This is a genomic window from Acidovorax sp. 94 (assembly GCF_003634645.1).
GTDB classification, from domain to species: Bacteria; Pseudomonadota; Gammaproteobacteria; order Burkholderiales; family Burkholderiaceae_C; genus Acidovorax; species Acidovorax facilis.
On the sequence record NZ_RBJA01000001.1, the window covers coordinates 3,547,827 to 3,565,000 of the forward strand.

At 63.8% G+C, this 17,174-nt stretch carries 11 protein-coding genes and 2 rRNA genes (1 of these 13 only partly in view); 6 read left to right on the forward strand and 7 right to left on the reverse strand.

Annotated elements, in window-relative coordinates:
- Positions 1–101: 101 nt before the first annotated feature.
- On the forward strand, positions 102–2,807 hold the full coding sequence (locus C8C94_RS25745; RefSeq protein WP_199731278.1) for an FG-GAP repeat protein: 2,706 nt from the start codon (positions 102–104) through the stop codon (positions 2,805–2,807).
- A 151-nt stretch (positions 2,808–2,958) separates the two neighbouring features.
- Here C8C94_RS25745 and C8C94_RS16390 read toward each other — a convergent pair whose 3' ends face one another.
- The 5 genes from C8C94_RS16390 to C8C94_RS16410 form a co-directional block, all read right to left on the reverse strand.
- Positions 2,959–4,950 carry an ATP-binding protein gene (locus tag C8C94_RS16390; protein WP_121421456.1) on the reverse strand — a complete coding sequence of 664 codons (1,992 nt, stop codon included), beginning with the start codon at positions 4,948–4,950 and terminating at the stop codon, positions 2,959–2,961.
- Positions 4,916–5,587 carry a response regulator transcription factor gene (locus tag C8C94_RS16395; protein WP_121421457.1) on the reverse strand — a complete coding sequence of 224 codons (672 nt, stop codon included), beginning with the start codon at positions 5,585–5,587 and terminating at the stop codon, positions 4,916–4,918. The genes C8C94_RS16390 and C8C94_RS16395 overlap by 35 nt, the downstream gene beginning before the upstream one ends.
- A 39-nt stretch (positions 5,588–5,626) precedes the next feature.
- Entirely contained in the window at positions 5,627–6,274 is a 648-nt protein-coding gene (locus tag C8C94_RS16400; protein ID WP_121421458.1) for a response regulator transcription factor, read from the reverse strand.
- 26 nt (positions 6,275–6,300) lie between these two features.
- Positions 6,301–7,233, reverse strand: coding sequence for a LysR family transcriptional regulator (locus tag C8C94_RS16405; RefSeq protein WP_121421459.1), 933 nt, complete (start codon positions 7,231–7,233; stop codon positions 6,301–6,303).
- Between the two features lie 143 nt (positions 7,234–7,376).
- Positions 7,377–9,302, reverse strand: coding sequence for an acyl CoA:acetate/3-ketoacid CoA transferase (locus tag C8C94_RS16410; RefSeq protein ID WP_121421460.1), 1,926 nt, complete (start codon positions 9,300–9,302; stop codon positions 7,377–7,379).
- 283 nt (positions 9,303–9,585) lie between these two features.
- Between C8C94_RS16410 and C8C94_RS16415 the strand changes: the two genes are divergently transcribed.
- From C8C94_RS16415 to C8C94_RS16435, 5 genes are all read left to right on the forward strand, one after another.
- Positions 9,586–11,796 carry a malate synthase G gene (locus tag C8C94_RS16415; protein ID WP_121421461.1) on the forward strand — a complete coding sequence of 737 codons (2,211 nt, stop codon included), beginning with the start codon at positions 9,586–9,588 and terminating at the stop codon, positions 11,794–11,796.
- A 314-nt stretch (positions 11,797–12,110) separates the two neighbouring features.
- Positions 12,111–12,353 (forward strand): cysteine-rich CWC family protein, encoded by a 243-nt coding sequence (locus C8C94_RS16420; RefSeq protein ID WP_121421462.1) that lies wholly within the window; start codon positions 12,111–12,113, stop codon positions 12,351–12,353.
- Between the two features lie 70 nt (positions 12,354–12,423).
- Complete coding sequence (locus C8C94_RS16425) at positions 12,424–12,612, forward strand: 4-oxalocrotonate tautomerase (RefSeq protein WP_121422915.1); 189 nt, start codon at positions 12,424–12,426, stop codon at positions 12,610–12,612.
- A gap of 57 nt (positions 12,613–12,669) precedes the next feature.
- Positions 12,670–14,124, forward strand: a complete 1,455-nt coding sequence (locus C8C94_RS16430; RefSeq protein WP_121421463.1) for a DHA2 family efflux MFS transporter permease subunit — start codon at positions 12,670–12,672, stop codon at positions 14,122–14,124.
- An 89-nt stretch (positions 14,125–14,213) separates the two neighbouring features.
- The gene (locus C8C94_RS16435; protein WP_121421464.1) at positions 14,214–14,981 is read left to right on the forward strand and encodes a class II glutamine amidotransferase; all 768 of its coding nucleotides are present in this window, start codon (positions 14,214–14,216) and stop codon (positions 14,979–14,981) included.
- 186 nt (positions 14,982–15,167) lie between these two features.
- Here the strand turns inward: C8C94_RS16435 and rrf are convergent.
- A 5S ribosomal RNA gene (gene rrf, locus C8C94_RS16440) occupies positions 15,168–15,280 on the reverse strand.
- Positions 15,281–15,434: 154 nt separating this feature from the next.
- Positions 15,435–17,174 (reverse strand): 23S ribosomal RNA (locus C8C94_RS16445); it runs 1,139 nt beyond the window's last position.

The window sequence follows — 17,174 nt, forward strand, 5'->3', positions numbered from 1 at the left end:
TGCCCATGTCCTCAGTTCTAAGGACATACAACCCGTTGCAATTCCGGTAGTTTCAGCGTGCCAGGTTCACTGGCTCATAACAACACGAGGGGAAGGGCAGCATGACGGATACGACCACAGCGGGGACACCGGGGGCAGCAGGGGCACGGCCCGACCGGAACGCCATCACCGGCGCAGGAGCGCACACCCTCCAGGGCTTGGCCCGATCCTGCCTGCTGGGCCTGGCCCTGGTGCTGGGTGCCTGCGGCGGCGGCAGCAGCGGCGACGACACTTCGCCCCCACCCTCGGGCGCCCCCACCTTCCGCGTGGGCGGCCAGCTCGCCGGGCTGGGGCCGGGCAAGACAGTGGTCATTGCCGATGCCAGCGGCCCCAGCGCCGCAGTGTCGGCCAATGGCAGCTACAGCCTGCAGCTGCCGGCAGGCACTGCCTATAGCCTGCGCATTGCCTCTCAGCCGGTGGGCCAGACCTGCACGCTGACCAATCCTTCGGGAACCGTGACTGCCGATGTGAACAACATCAGCGTGGCGTGCCTGGACAACGAGGTGCCGCCCGGCGCCCGCCCGCTGGGCGGTAGTGTGGCGGGCCTGGGGGCGGGCAAGACGGTCGTGTTGCAACTCAGTGCAGGCGGCCAGGTGCAGGAGGCACGCGTGACGGCCGATGGCGCTTTCAGCTTCGCCGAGCCGGTGGCTGGGCCTTACAGCATTACCGTGCGCAGCCAGCCGCTGAACCAGGTGTGTACGGTGGCAGGGGGACAGGGTGTGGCCGATGCCAATGCACCAGTGCCTGCCATCAGCGTTACTTGTGCGGGCACGGGCTACCGCCTCTCGGGCACCGTGAGCGGCAGCATCGGGGCGGTGGCGCTGCGCAATACCGCCAATGGCGAGACAGTGACCGTCAGCGGCAATGGGGCCTTCAGCTTTGCTCAGCCGGTGCTGGCGGGCACGGCGTATTCGATCGTGCTGGCCAGCACGAGCGCAGGCCAGACCTGCAGCGTGGGTGGGGGCACGGGCTTTGCCCTGGCCGATGTCTCGCAGATTTCGGTGGTGTGCGTGGAAGATACGGCTCCTCCTCCTCCTCCTCCTCCTCCTCCTCCTCCTCCTCCGCCACCGCCACCGCCACCGCCGGTCACGGTCCCCGCCGTCCCTGCGCTGTCGATGGCGTATGAAGTGAAAACCTTCAAGCTCGGCTGGGCGGCTGTGGCCGCGCCTGCGGGTGGGGGCGCCGTGACGTACCGCGTGACGGAAGACCCGGATGGCGCAGGCCCACAGGCGGCCACGCAGATTGCCACGGGGATCACCGGCACGAGCTACGACCGGGTGGTGACGGGGCTGCTGCATACGCGGCTCAATGCCACGTACCGCGTGCAGGCTTGCAACACGGCGGGGTGCAGTGCGTTGTCTACGGCCCAGGCGGTCAACCTCACGCAGGCCATTGGGTACTTTAAGGCGAGCAATACGGGGGGGATCGACAGCTTTGGCTACAGCGTAGCCCTGTCGGGCGACGGCAACACCTTGGCGGTGGGGGCGATCTCCGAAGGTAGCAACGCCACAGGAATCAATGGCGACCAAGCGAACAACTCGGCCAGCGGCGCAGGCGCAGTGTATGTGTTCACCCGTAGCGGCGGCACTTGGAACCAGCAGGCCTATATAAAGGCCAGCAACACCGGGGCAGGTGACCAGTTTGGCCAAAGCGTGGCGCTGTCGGGTGACGGCAACACCCTGGCGGTAGGCGCACAGTTAGAGGCCAGCAGCGCTACCGGCATCAACGGCGATCAGGCGAACAATTCGGTAGGCGACGCAGGAGCGGTGTACTTGTTCGCCCGCAGCGGCGGCACCTGGAGCCAGCAGGCGTATGTAAAGGCCAGCAATACCGGGGTAAGTGACCACTTTGGCGCCAGCGTTGCTCTGTCGGGTGATGGCAACACCCTGGCGGTGGGGGCGCGCTACGAGGCCAGCAATGCCACCGGCATCAATGGTGACCAGGCGAACAACTCGGCAAGTGCCGCAGGCGCGGTGTATGTTTTCACCCGCAGCAGCGGCACCTGGAGCCAGCAGGCCTATGTAAAGGCCAGCAATACCGGGGCAGGTGACCAGTTCGGCCTTAGCGTGGCCCTGTCGGGCAATGGCGACACCCTGGCGGTGGGAGCGCCGGAGGAGAACAGCAATGCCACTGGCATTAACGGTGACCAGGCGAACAACTCGTTAGGCTCCGCAGGCGCGGTGTACATATTCACCCGCAGCGGCAGCACCTGGAGCCAGCAGGCTTACGTAAAGGCCAGCAATACCGGAGGGGGTGACCAGTTCGGCCAAAGCGTGGCCCTGTCGGGCGACGGCAACACGCTGGCGGTGGGGGCGGTCAACGAGGCAGGTTCCGCAGGTGCGGTGTACGTATTCACCCGTGTCAGCGTCTGGAGCCAGCAGGCCTACGTGAAAGCCAGCAATACAGGACCATTTGACCGCTTTGGCCAAAGCGTGGCTCTCTCGGGCGACGGCAACACGCTGGGGGTGGGGGCGTACATGGAGGACAGCAACGCCACCGGCATCGATGGTGACCAGACGAACAACTCGGAAAGCGCCGCAGGCGCGGTGTATGTGTTCACCCGCAGCGGTGGCATGTGGAGCCAACAGGGTTATATAAAGGCCAGCAATACCGGGGCAGGCGACTACTTTGGCTACAGCGTGGCCCTGTCGGGCGACGGCAGCACCCTGGCGGTGGGCTCGCGGCTTGAGGCTAGCAACGCGACCGGCATCAATGGTGACGAGGCAAATAACTCCTTTACCAATGCCGGCGCCGTGTATGTGTACTGACTTCTGAACTACCTTCGCCGATGGCGGCATTGCCTATGCCACGCGGCGGTGCGGCCAGGGAGCATGCTTATGGTGCTTGGCAAAAATTTCAAGCGCAATCAATGCCAGGGCTTCCATAGCAAGCGCGGAAAGCTATCAAAATGGTAGCTGATTAGTTCAACCGCCGTTCCAGCGGCAACCCCAGGCGGAACTCCCCACCGCCCTCCCACGCCGTCCACTGCGCTTGGCCGCCCAGGGCTTCGGCCCGGTGGCACACGTTGGCCAGACCCTGGCCCGCCTGCGTGGCGTGGGGGTTACTGGCGGCAGGCACAAACGCGCGGCCGTTGTCGCGGATGCGCACCACCACGCGGGCTTGCTGCGCGCCTACTTCCGGCTGCGCCTCGGTGGCCAGGTCGATGGCGGTGGCCTGGCTGTGCTTGAGGATATTGGTCAGCACCTCTTGCAGGATGCGCAGCACATGCAGGGCGGCCTGCGGGTCCAGCCAGGGCAGCGGGGGCAGGTCCTCCACGCTCCAGGTGAGGGTGATGCCTGCCGCCTTGAGCCGGGGCGCCAGGCGAAAGCGCAGGGTGGCCAGCAGCGCCAGCAGATCGGCGTCAGCGGGTGTCAGCGAGTCGATGGCGAGCTTGAGGTCGTCGATGCAGTCCTTGAGCACCAGGGCGGTGTCGGCCGTGCTGGCCTGGCCGCGCTCGACCATGCGCAGCGCGCTCATCAGGGATGAGCCGATGCCGTCGTGCATGTCCTGCATCAGGCGCTGGCGCTCGGCCGCCAGGGTTTGCTGGCGCTCCAGCAAGCGCAGCTGTTCGTGGCTGGCCGTGAGCTCGCGCTCGCGCGCAGCGAGCTGGCTCTCCAGTCCGGCATTGACCTCTTCCACCGCACGGATGGCGCCCACGTAGCGGCGGTAGACAATGGCCAGGAAGATGGCGAACAGCCCGATGGATAGGTACGGTGCCAGGTACACCTGCTCGATGTCGATGCGGTAGTTCTGCAGCAGCAGGTCGTGCACCCCGGCGGGGATGTTCAGCGAGATCCAGGCAAACAGCACCATGCCCTCGCGCGAGCGCGCCTGCCAGGACGCCCACAGGCCCGAGACGGCCACGACCGCCGTGAGGAGCGCGATGAGGATGTACACCGCCGGCAGGATCGCGCTGACATTCGGTAAGAGCTGGGGCACGGGCAGGGTGAGCACGCTGCACAAACCCACCAGCGTGGCGATAGCCAGCGCTAGGCGGGGCATGCGTTTGCCGTGCACACGAAGAGCGAACGCGAAGGTGACCGCCATGGACCAGCCTAGCGCGTTGACCGTGAGCCAGCCGAACCAGTCGTCCGGCACGGGCAAGGGGCGGTCGTCCACCACATAGTGCAGGCTGCGCAGCACGCAGGTAGCGGCGACAGCGAAGAAGAGCAGGTAGATCGGTTCACGACGTCGCGCCAGCCCCACGGCCAGCGCGAAGAGCCCGATCACGAGGAAGGCCGCGCTCGCATGGCTGACCAGATCGGTCTGCACAAACCGGCGCAGGTTGTAGCGCAAGAGCAAGCTCTGCTCGGGCCCCACCCAGGCGGTGGAGAGCGCACCGCCGACCCCTTGCTGGCTGGCCATGCGGATCCAGACCGAGCGCGGTGGCGCCGCGCCGCCGTCAACGCTGCCCAGTGGCACCCACAACGGCCGGTTAAAGCTGTTCCACACGCGGCTGCCGCGCGTGCGGTACGTCATGCGGCCGTCCACATACACCGCGACGATGCCGATGGTTTGCCAGCGCGGCAGGTACAGAAAAAGCGCCTGCTGCGCAAACCCGGGCGGCACGGCGAGCCGGTACCAGGCCACCTCTGGCGCGGCCTGCAGCGATGCGTTGCCCGCAGCCAGGCTGCGGGGCCGCGCGTGAGGCAAGGACACCGGGGTCCAAGCTTCCGCACCCTCGGCATCTGCGGCGGTTTGCTGCACGCGGAGCCCTGAAAGTGGCAGCTCGGGCGGAGGTTCCCAGCCCGCACCGGACTGCAGGCGAAAATCTGCCTGTGTCAGATGCACAGCGTCGCCTTGCAGGTCCTGGCCCGGGGTGCCGCACGCCGCAAGCGCTACAGACAGCAGCAATAGCAACGGCAGGGCCGCGACCCTAATCAGCCAGCAGGCCTTGTTTGTAGGCGGCATGGATCGCCTCGGCGCGGGTGTTGACCTGGAGCTTGGCGTAGATGCGCCGGACAAAGGTCAACACGGTGGTGCGAGACACGCCCATCGACCGGGCGGTTTCCTCGGTGTTGAAACCCTTGCTAACGTACCGCAGCACCTCTTGTTCGCGTGCAGAAAGCACAGTGGACGGCTCGCTGGCAGGCGCCAAGGTCGTGGCAGCCCGCGCCAGGATCTTGCGCGCCACCATGGGGCTGATGGGGCTGCCGCCCGCGTGGAGGCTGCGGATCTCCTCGGCCAGCTCGGCCGCATCCACGTCCTTGAGCAGGTAGCCCATGGCACCGGCCTCGATGGAGCGCAGCACGTGGTCCTCGTCGCCAAAGATGGTGCTGACCAAGATGCTGCAATCGGGCCACTGCATGCGCGCGGCGCGGATCACGTCCAGGCCGGATCCGTCGGGCAGGCCCAGATCCACGAGCAGCACGTCCAGGGGCACCTGGGGCAAGCGGGCCAGGGCCTCGGCGCAGTCGTTGGCCAGCAGCACCAGAGCCAAGTCGGGCTGCGTGCCGATCATCGCCACCAGGGCGTCGCGGCTGGAAGCGTCGTCCTCCACCACGCCAATACGCAGCGTGGGCAGGGGCGAAGGGGCGGGCGTTGGCATGGCGCGATTATGGCCACGCGCGCAGATGGGTGACGAGCCTCAGCCTGCACCGCCTTCTTCGGTTTCCAGGCTCTTGACCAGCACCGCCGCCTGCGTGCGGCTGTAGCACGCGAGCTTTTTAAGGATGGCGGTGACGTGCACCTTCACCGTGTTCTCCGCCAACCCCAGTGCGGCGGCGATCTGCTTGTTGAGCAGCCCGTCGGCCAGACACAGCAGCACGCGGAACTGCTGGGGCGTGAGCTGTGCCAGCCGCGCGGCCAACTCGGCGTCGGCCTCGGAGCGCTCGGCCGCCATGGGCGGGAACCAGCTGCCGCCGTCCAGCACGGCCTGGATGGCGTCGCCCATGGCGTCGGCAGGCGCGGACTTGGGGATGAAGCCTGCCGCGCCAAACTGCTGGGCGCGGCGGATGACGCGGGGGTGGTCGTTGGACGAAATGATGAACACGGGCAGCTCGGGGTATTCGCCGCGCACATGCAGAAGGGCCGAGAAGCCGCGCGTGCCGGGCATGCTCAGGTCCAGCAGCACGAGTTCGATCTCCGGGTGCTCCTGCAGCGCCTGGCCCAGCGTGGCGGCGCTGGCCGCCTCCAGCGTGCGGTACTGGGGCAGGCGCTCGCGCAGCACGTGCAGCACGGCCGCGCGAAACAGCGGGTGGTCGTCAGCGACGAGGAGCGTGGGCGCGGAGGACATGGAATGTGCAGTCTGCCAAGGGACCATCAGCCGCCCTGGGGGCCTTTCCAGAACGCGGGTTGTGCGTACTGGTGCTTGAGGTGCTCGATCCACAGCCGCACGCGCAGGGGCAGGTGCTTGCGCTGGGGGAAGACCACGTAGATGCCGTTGGGCGGTGCGGCAAAGTCCTCCAGCACCGCGACCAGCCGGCCTGCGGCGATCTCGGCCTCGACCTCCCAGGTGCTGCGCCAGGCAATGCCCCAGCCGCCCAGGCACCAGTCGTGCAGCACCTGGCCGTCGGAGCAGTCGAGCGGCCCGCCGGGCTTGAGGTGCATGACCTCCGTGGCGCCATCCGCAAGGGGCACCCGGAACGCCCAGCCGCGCGTCTGCGATGCGTCGCTGGAGAGCGTGAGGCAGTCGTGCTGCACCAGCTCGGCCGGGGCGCGCGGGGTGCCGCGCCGCGCCAGATACTCGGGCGTGGCCACGCACAGGCGGCGGTTGTCGGCGATGCGCACGCTCACGAGCGACGAGTCGGGCAGGTCGCCCACACGCACCGCGCAGTCAAAACCTTCGCCAGCCAGATCGACCACGCGGTCGCTGAGGTTGAGGGAGATGGTCACGTCGGGGTGCGCGGAGCGAAAGCGCGGCACCAGCGGCGCCACATGGCGGCGGCCAAAACCGGCGGGCGCGGTGATGCGCAGATGGCCGGTGGCCTTGACGCCGCCTTCGGACACGCTGGCCTCGGCATTGGCCACGTCGGACAGCAGGCGCTGGCAGTCTTCCAGGAACGCGCTGCCCTCGTGCGTGAGGCTGATGCGGCGGGTGGTGCGCACCAAGAGCTTCACGCCCAGGTGCTCTTCGAGCGCATCCAGCCGACGGCCCATGATGGCGGGCGCCACGCCCTCGGCCTTGGCGGCGGCCGTGAGGCTGCCGCGCGTGGCCACCGATACAAAGGATTCGAAGGCCTTGAGTTTGTCCATGGGCGGTGATTATGGAGACATCCACGCGGGGGCCTGCACACGGCCGCTGCAGCGCGGCGGCACCCGGTGGCTGAAAAACTTGAAGCAAAAACAGGCCCTTGCGCTCGACCACACTGCCTTGATAGCTATCATTAATATAGCAATCAGGTCAATCGGGACTTGAGAAACCCCACGGTGCCGTAGCGCTTGACCTCCGCGTAGTGGTCGCGCGTAAGGCCCTGCACCATGGCGGTGTAGGCATCCGCCAGGTCGGGCGCGATGGTGAAGTGGTCGTAGTTCACGATCACGCCCACGCGCTCGCCCTGTGCGGCGAGCGGGGCGAGCAGGCCGCGCACCTCCTGCTCGATGGCGGCTATGGTGCTGGCGGTGTTGATCTGCAGGCCCGAGAAGTCGATGTGCAGCAGTGGGCGTGCGGCGTCCAGCTCAAAGCGCTGCACCAGCGGGCGATTGAGCAGTTGCTCACGCAGGCCCAGCGGGCCGGGCTCGAACAGACGCATGTCCATGGTCTGCAGGCCGGGGCTGATGCGCGGCGTGAAGGACATGTGGGCGAGCACGTCGCGGTGCAGGTCGATGCCGGGGGCCAGCTCGATCAGCTCCAGCGCGCCGCCGCCCTCCGGCTCGCCCGAGGGCACCAGGCGGAACACGCAGCGCTCCGTCACATACAGCACGCGCTGGCCGCGCCGCAGGGCTTCGGCGCCGCTGAAGGTGCGGTGCTCCACCTCGCGAACGAACTTGCGTGCGCCCCCTTCGTGCAGGATGTGCAGGTGGCCGTCCACCGCTTCGACCTGCAGCGCGCCTGCCGTGAAGGTGCCGACAAACACCACGGTCTTAGCGTTCTGGCTGATGTTGATGAAGCCGCCCGCACCCGCCAAGCGCGGGCCAAACTTGCTCACGTTGAGGTTGCCGTGCTGGTCGGCCTGCGCGAGGCCCAGGATCGCAATGTCCAGGCCACCGCCGTCGTAGAAGTCGAACTGGTTGGGCTGGTCGATGATGGCCTGCGGGTTCACGGCCGCGCCAAAGTTCAGGCCACCCGCGGGAATGCCGCCAATCACGCCGGGCTCGGCCGTGAGCGTGACCAGGTCGATGATGCGCTCCTCAGCCGCTACGTTGGCCACGCCCTCGGGCATGCCTATCCCTAAGTTCACTACTTGGTGCGGGCGCAGCTCCAGCGCTGCGCGGCGGGCGATGATCTTGCGCTCGGTGAGTGGCATCGCCTCCAGGGTGTCCACGGGCACACGCAGCTCACCGGCAAAGGCGGCGCTGTAGGGCTCGGCAAAGGTCTGGTGGTGGTGCGCGGGCTCGGTGGCCAGCACCACGGCGTCGACCAGCACGCCCGGCACCTTGACCTGGCGGGGGTTGAGCGACCCACGCTCGGCGATGCGCTCGACCTGCGCAATGACCACGCCGCCCGAGTTGCGCGCGGCCATGGCAATCGCCAGCGCTTCGAGCGTGAGCGCCTCGCGCTCCATAGTGAGGTTGCCGTCCGCGTCGGCTGTGGTCGCGCGGATGATGCCCACATGGATCGGGAAGGCCTTGTAGAACAGGTAGTCCTGCCCGTCGATGGGCAGCACGCGCACCAGGTCTTCAGTGGTGCGCGCGTTGAGCTTGCCGCCGCCGTGGCGCGGGTCCACAAAGGTATCAAGCCCCACGCGCGTGAGCGTGCCGGGCTTGCCCGCGGCGATGTCGCGGAACAGGTGCGTGATCACGCCCTGCGGCAGGTTCCAGGCCTCGATCTGGTTGTCCACCGCCAGCTTCTGGATGCGCGGCACCAGGCCCCAGTGCCCACCGATCACGCGCTTGAGCAGACCCGCGTGGCCCAGGTGGTTGAGGCCACGCTGCTTGCCATCGCCCTGCCCTGCGGCGTAGACCAGCGTGAGGTCGCGCGGGGTTTGCGTGGACTCCCAGCGCTGGGCCAGCGCCACGGCAATGCTCTCGGCAAAGCCGATGCCCACAAAGCCGCCGGTGGCCACGGTATCGCCGTCGTGGATGAGCTGCACCGCATCGGCGGCGCTGACGATCTTGTTCTTGTAGGCAGCATTCAGCGCGCCAGCGGCCAGGGGTGCCTGCATGGATTTGTCTCCCGGTGGGGTTATTTTTATGAGCCAGATCACGGCCTCGCAATAGATTGCAGGGGCGCCCCGGCTCTTCGCGCAGCGTAGTGCTTAACCGGCCGGTGCGCCATTCCGTGCAACTACGGACTGTCACCAGTTTTGCGTAAAAGTCACTGGTTTCGAGCTTTTCAACGCATTTATGTGGGCAAACATTTGCAATACAGTCTGTCCATGGCCTTCTCGCCAAGGTCCGACATTTCTTTGATCCACGTTTCAACAACTCAACTCTTTAGGCACCCTCATGACCGACCGCACCGCAATCCACGGCCTGCAAGTGGCCACCTCCCTGTACCGCTTTGTCGAAGACAAGGTGCTGCCCGGCACGGGTGTCGATGCCGCCGCTTTCTGGAAGGGCTTTGACGCCATCGTGTCCGACCTGGCTCCGCGCAACATCGCCCTGCTGGCCGAGCGCGACCGCCTGCAGACCGAGCTGGACACCTGGCACAAGGCCAACCCCGGCCCCATCAAGGACATGGTGGCCTACCGCAGCTTCCTCGAAAAGATCGGCTACCTGGTGCCCCAACCCGCCGACGTGAAGGCGACCACCGCCAACGTGGACGACGAGTTGGCCACCCAGGCCGGCCCGCAGCTGGTGGTGCCCATCCTGAACGCACGCTACGCATTGAACGCCGCCAACGCCCGCTGGGGCAGCCTGTATGACGCGCTGTACGGCACGGATGCCATCAGCGAAGAAGGCGGCGCCGAAAAGGGCAAGGGCTACAACCCCGTTCGCGGCGCCAAGGTGATTGCGTTTGCGCGCCAGGTGCTGGACGACACGGCGCCTTTGGCCTCGGGCTCGCACAAGGATTCGACTGGCTACAAAGTGGAAGGCGGCCAGCTGGTGGTGTCATTCGCCAACGGCAGCACCACAGGCCTGAAGGACGCATCGCAGTTCAAGGGCTACCAGGGGAGCGCAGCAGCGCCTTCATCGGTGCTGCTGCAGCACAACGGCCTGCACCTGGATATCCAGATCGACCGGTCTACCCCCATCGGCCAGAGCGACGCTGCGGGCGTGAGCGACCTGGTGCTGGAAGCGGCCCTCTCCACCATCCTAGACCTGGAAGACTCCGTGGCCGCCGTGGACGCCGAAGACAAGGTGCTGGGCTACAGCAACTGGCTTGGCATCATCCAGGCCACGCTGACCGAGCAGGTCGCCAAGGGCGGCAAGACCTTCACGCGCGGACTGAACCCTGACCGTGTTTACACGGCCCCCCAAGGCGGAGAAGTGCGCCTGCATGGCCGCTCGCTCATGTTCCTGCGCAATGTGGGCCACCTGATGACCAACCCGGCCATCCTGTGGACCGACGCGCAGGGCACGCAGCGCGAGATCCCCGAAGGCATCATGGATGCAGTGGTCACAACGGCTATCGCATTGCACGACCTGCAAGGCCATGGCGCCAACGGCATCCGCAACTCCCGCAAGGGCAGCGTCTACATCGTCAAGCCCAAGATGCACGGCCCGGCCGAGGTGGGTTTTGCGGCCGAGCTGTTCGGCCGCGTCGAGAAGCTGCTGGGCCTGCCCGACAGCACCGTCAAGCTGGGCATCATGGACGAAGAGCGTCGGACTTCGGTCAACCTCAAGGCCTGCATCGCTGCCGCATCAAGCCGCGTGGCCTTCATCAACACCGGCTTCCTGGACCGTACGGGCGACGAGATGCACACCGCCATGCACGCCGGCCCCATGGTGCGCAAGGGCGACATGAAGACCAGCGCCTGGATCCAATCGTACGAGAAGAACAACGTGCTCGTGGGCCTGTCGTGTGGCCTGCGCGGCAAGGCGCAAATCGGCAAGGGCATGTGGGCCATGCCCGACCTGATGGCCGAGATGCTCAAGCAAAAGATCGCCCACCCCAAGGCCGGTGCCAACACCGCCTGGGTGCCCAGCCCCACGGGCGCCACGCTGCACGCGCTGCATTACCACCAGGTGAAGGTGAGCGACATCCAGATCGAGCTGGAAAAGACCGACGTGAACGCCGAGCGCGACAACCTGCTGACCGGCCTGCTTACGGTGCCCGTGAGCGCCAACCCGAGCTGGTCGGACGCTGAAAAGCAGCAGGAGCTGGACAACAACGCACAGGGCATCCTGGGCTACGTGGTTCGCTGGGTGGATCAGGGCGTGGGCTGCTCCAAGGTGCCCGACATCCACAACGTGGGCCTGATGGAAGACCGTGCCACGCTGCGCATCAGCAGCCAGCACATGGCCAACTGGCTGCTGCACGGCGTGGTGACGCATGCCCAGGTGAAGGAGACCTTCGAGCGCATGGCCGCCGTGGTCGATGGCCAAAACGCGGGCGACCCGCTGTACCAGCCGATGGCGGGCCACTTTGACACCAGCTACGCCTACCGTGCAGCGCTGGACCTGGTGCTCAAGGGCGAAGAGCAGCCGAGCGGCTACACCGAGCCGCTGCTGCACGCCTGGCGCCTGAAGCTGAAGGCTGCGCAGGCAGCCTGAGCAGCAGGCGGTGGCGCGCGCGTGGGCATCGCGCGCGCTTCAATGGAGCGATTGCTCCGTTTTTGATAGCTGCTTGCGCTTGATAGTAAAGCGCTAGCAGCTATTTTTGCTTGAAGTTTTCTTTCAACCCATCTCCACCTCGCTGCGCACAACCCAAAGTTGGTCGACGAACGTGCGACTGGTCCGAGGGAATCGGCCCATGGCAGAGGGTTCAACCAGTTCCTCTCCGCAGCGGGGTATGTGCTTGCGCCGTACACTGCCCCTCGGCACGCCCGCCCCCGTGGCGGGCCACCCGTCTGCAAGCCGAATCCGCCATGACTTCCCCTTCGCCCAGCGCTAGTAGCGCTACCGATGCGCCCGCCGCATCCGTCTGCCCCCTGTGCGGGCAGCCAAACCTCTGCGCGATTGCCGCCGGACAGCCAGCCGAGAGTTGCTGGTGCATGGCCCCCGGGTCCGTTGCCTCCGAGGCGCTGGTCGCGCTGCGGCCCGAACAGCGGGGCAAGACCTGTATCTGCCCGGCCTGCGGATCACGCGGGAGGCCGCCCTCTTCGTCGTAGCAGCCCGCGTCGATATGATTCCGCCTTTGTTTTTTGTTTGTGCAACCACCCCTACTGCAAGGAAGCTGAAATGCCCACATACCACGTCGAAATGATGGAAGGCCGTACGGTCGAACAAAAGAAGAAGCTGGTGGAGGAAATCACCCGCGTTTCCGTTGAAATCCTGGGCGGCTCGCCCGACTCGGTGGACATTCTCATCACCGATATCAAGCGAGAGAACTGGGCCACGGGTGGCAAGCTCTGGTCCGAGCGCACCTGAGCGGCTCTTAGCGTTTTCGCCCTCGCACCGTTTCAGAAATTTGACGCACGCGACGCCATGACCCAGGCAGGCTCGCTGGCCGTTTTGAGGGAGCGCTACGGAGAGCGCTACCGCTGGCTGGTATTGCTGTCCGTGATGGTGGGCACCATGGCGTCCATCATGTCATCCACCATCGTGAACGTGGCCATCCCCGACATGAGCCACTATTTCACGCTGGGCCAGGAACGCGCACAGTGGGTCACCTCGGGCTTCATGGTGGCCACCACGGTGTCGATGCTCACCACGCCCTGGCTGCTGTCGCGCTACGGGTACCGCGCCACTTACGTCGGCGCGATGCTGCTGCTCTTGGCGGGCGGCATTGGCGGCGGGCTCGCGCGGGATTTTGGTCTGGTGCTGGCTGCGAGGGTTGCGGAGGGGTTGGCGGCAGGCGTTGTTCAACCGATCCCGGCCGTCATCATTCTTTACGCCTTTAAACCCCATGAGCAGGGCCGCGCCAGCGGCATCTTCGGCATGGGCGTTGTACTGGCACCCGCCATCGGGCCCAGCATCGGCGGCTTGCTGGTGGACTGGTTTGGCTGGCGCTCGATTTTTTTCATGGTGGTGCCGCTATGTCTGGCGTCCATCTGGTTGGCTTACAAGTTTGTGCCCATCACCGCCCCGGGCGGCGTGGAGGCCAACCGCCAAGGTGAGGCGCTGGACTGGCGTGGGCTCCTGCTAGGCACTGTGGGTACGCTGTGCTTGCTCAATGGCCTGGTGTCGCTGCATGGTGGCTCCGTGGCCGAAGCACTCGGCCTGCTGTCGGGCGCGGTGGTGGCTGTCGGGTGTTTCATCACTTGGCAGCGCAAGTTGCTGCGCATGGGTCGCAAGCCGCTGATGGATCTGCGCCTGTTTCAGTACCGCCAGTTCGCCATGGGCAGCGTGGTGGCATTCATCTACGGTACGGCCTTGTTCGGGTCCACCTATCTGCTGCCAGTGTTCATGCAGTTGGGGCTGGACTTGTCGGCATCACATGTGGGTACGCTCATGCTGCCAGCAGGATTTGTCCTTGCCATCACCATCGCGGTGGTGGGCCGGCTTGCCGACCGGCAGCCCACCCATTTTCTGGTCAGCATCGGACTGGGCTTGCTGGCGCTTTCGTTTGGACTCATGGTGTTTGTAGGCTTGGGCTCTTCATTGTGGATGCTGGTGGCGTTTGCAATTTTGGGCCGCATTGGTCTCGGCTTCATCCTGCCCTCGTTGAACCTCGGGGCCATGCGGCCTCTGGACAAATCACTTATCTCGCAGGGCTCCAGCACCATCGGCTTCTTGCGCATGCTGGGCGGGGCAGCCGGCGTCAGCCTGTGTGGCATCGTCCTGGAGTGGCGATTGAGCGCCCATGGCGCCTCGCTGGTCGCGGGCGCCAGCGGCCCGGCCCGTATCACTGCGTTCGGCGAAACCTTTTTGATGCTGACCTTGTTGTGCCTGCTGGCCTTGGTAGCCGCCTGGCAACTGCGGGAAGCCAAGCCCCGTTGAACGGGCCACCTATCGCCATCGCCTTCGCTGGACCGCATCGGGCATGATCTGGCTGCACCGCCAAGACTTCAGAGAAACGGAATCTCCCCATGTGCCAACTGCTCGGCATGAATTGCAATGTTCCCACCGACGTGACCTTCAGCTTCACGGGATTTGCGCAACGGGGAGGAAAGACGGATCACCACAGCGATGGATGGGGCATCGCCTTTTTTGAAGACAAAGGCCTACGACATTTTGTAGATCATCAGGCAGCGGTGGAGTCGCCGGTGGCAGAGCTGATCCGCCGATACCCGATCAAAAGCAAAAACGTCATCGCCCACATCCGCAAGGCGACCCAGGGCGTTGTCAGCCTTCAAAACTGCCACCCCTTCGTGCGTGAACTCTGGGGACGCTATTGGGTTTTTGCCCACAACGGCGATCTGAAGGATTTCCGCCCCCGCCTCCACTCGCATTTCCGCCCGGTGGGCGACACCGACAGCGAACATGCTTTTTGCTGGATCATGCAGGAGTTGGCAAAGTCCCATGCCAGTGTGCCGTCCGTCCCGGAACTGACCTTGACGCTGAAAGAGCTGGCCGCACAGATCAGCCCCCACGGCACCTTCAATTTCTTGCTCTCGAATGGTCAGGCGCTATGGTCCCATGCAACTACCAGCTTGTACTACTTGGAGCGGCGGTATCCGTTTGGACAGGCGCAACTGAGTGATGAAGACGTCAGCCTCGACTTTTCGCGAGAAACCAATGAAAAAGACGAAGTGGCCGTGATTGTGACGAGCCCGCTGACGACCAATGAAACCTGGACAGCGTTTGGTAAAAGCGAATTGCTGGTGTTTTGCGAAGGCAGAAGACTGGACGTCTAAGGCCTGGCGCTGTGCGCGCGATGCGGTCAAGAGGGCTTGCTCTCGGGCGGGAGCCTTTGGCCGTGTAGCTTCAGTGTCCGGAGAGTCGGCACGCAACGCTCTCGAAGCCATCCTGCACTGCATTAGCGTCATGCCCAAAGCAAAAAACCCCAGTCATATCTGACTGGGGTTTTCTGGGCTGTAAGAGCCTGACGATGACCTACTTTCACACGGGAACCCGCACTATCATCGGCGCAAAGTCGTTTCACTGTCCTGTTCGGGATGGGAAGGAGTGGTACCAACTTGCTATGGTCATCAGGCATAACTTGGTGCTGGGCTGTTTTTGTGAACAGCCTGGCGAATTCATAGAGTTTGGAATCAGATTTTTGTGTCTTTTGACTGCGTCAACTTGGCATAACAATCTTTGAGCTTTTCATGCATCCTTACGGTTTGCATATTGGCTATCAAAGTTATAGGGTCAAGCCGCACGAGCAATTAGTATCAGTTAGCTTAACGCATTACTGCGCTTCCACACCTGACCTATCAACGTCCTGGTCTTGAACGACTCTTTAGGGGGCTCAAGGCCCCGGCAGATCTCATCTTGAAACGAGTTTCCCGCTTAGATGCTTTCAGCGGTTATCTCTTCCACACTTAGCTACTCGGCAATGCCACTGGCGTGACAACCGATACACCAGAGGTGTGTCCACTCCGGTCCTCTCGTACTAGGAGCAGGCTTCCTCAAATCTGCAGCGCCCACGGAAGATAGGGACCAAACTGTCTCACGACGTTTTAAACCCAGCTCACGTACCTCTTTAAATGGCGAACAGCCATACCCTTGGGACCGGCTACAGCCCCAGGATGAGATGAGCCGACATCGAGGTGCCAAACACCGCCGTCGATATGAACTCTTGGGCGGTATCAGCCTGTTATCCCCAGAGTACCTTTTATCCGTTGAGCGATGGCCCTTCCATACAGAACCACCGGATCACTATGTCCTGCTTTCGCATCTGCTCGACTTGTCAGTCTCGCAGTTAAGCACGCTTATGCCATTGCACTATCGTCACGATGTCCGACCGTAACTAGCGTACCTTCGAACTCCTCCGTTACGCTTTGGGAGGAGACCGCCCCAGTCAAACTGCCTACCATGCACTGTCCCCGATCCAGATAATGGACCTAGGTTAGAACCTCAAACACACCAGGGTGGTATTTCAACGTTGGCTCCATGAGATCTAGCGACATCACTTCAAAGCCTCCCACCTATCCTACACAGATCTGTTCAAAGTCCAATACAAAGCTACAGTAAAGGTTCATGGGGTCTTTCCGTCTTTCCGCGGGGAGATTGCATCATCACAAACATTTCAACTTCGCTGAGTCTCAGGAGGAGACAGTGTGGCCATCGTTACGCCATTCGTGCAGGTCGGAACTTACCCGACAAGGAATTTCGCTACCTTAGGACCGTTATAGTTACGGCCGCCGTTTACTGGGACTTCAATCAAGAGCTTGCACCCCATCATTTAATCTTCCAGCACCGGGCAGGCGTCACACCCTATACGTCCACTTTCGTGTTTGCAGAGTGCTGTGTTTTTATTAAACAGTCGCAGCCACCGATTTTTTGCAACCCCGTTGGGCTCGCCTTGTACAGGTTCACCTACTTGGGGCATACCTTCTCCCGAAGTTACGGTATCAATTTGCCGAGTTCCTTCTCCTGAGTTCTCTCAAGCGCCTTAGAATACTCATCTCGCGCACCAGTGTCGGTTTGCGGTACGGTCGTCAATAGCTGAAGCTTAGTGGCTTTTCCTGGAAGCAGGGTATCACTCACTTCGTCTGCAAGCAGACTCGTTATCACCCCTCATCTAAGCCCGGCGGATTTGCCTACCAGGCACGACTACAGGCTTGAACCAACATATCCAACAGTTGGCTGAGCTAACCTTCTCCGTCCCCACATCGCACTATTGATCGGTACAGGAATATTGACCTGTTTCCCATCAGCTACGCATCTCTGCCTCGCCTTAGGGGCCGACTCACTCTACGCCGATGAACGTTGCGTAGAAAACCTTGCGCTTACGGCGAGGGGGCTTTTCACCCCCTTTAACGCTACTCATGTCAGCATTCGCACTTCTGATACCTCCAGCATCCGTTACCAGACACCTTCACAGGCCTACAGAACGCTCTCCTACCACGTGCAATAAATTGCACATCCGCAGCTTCGGTAAC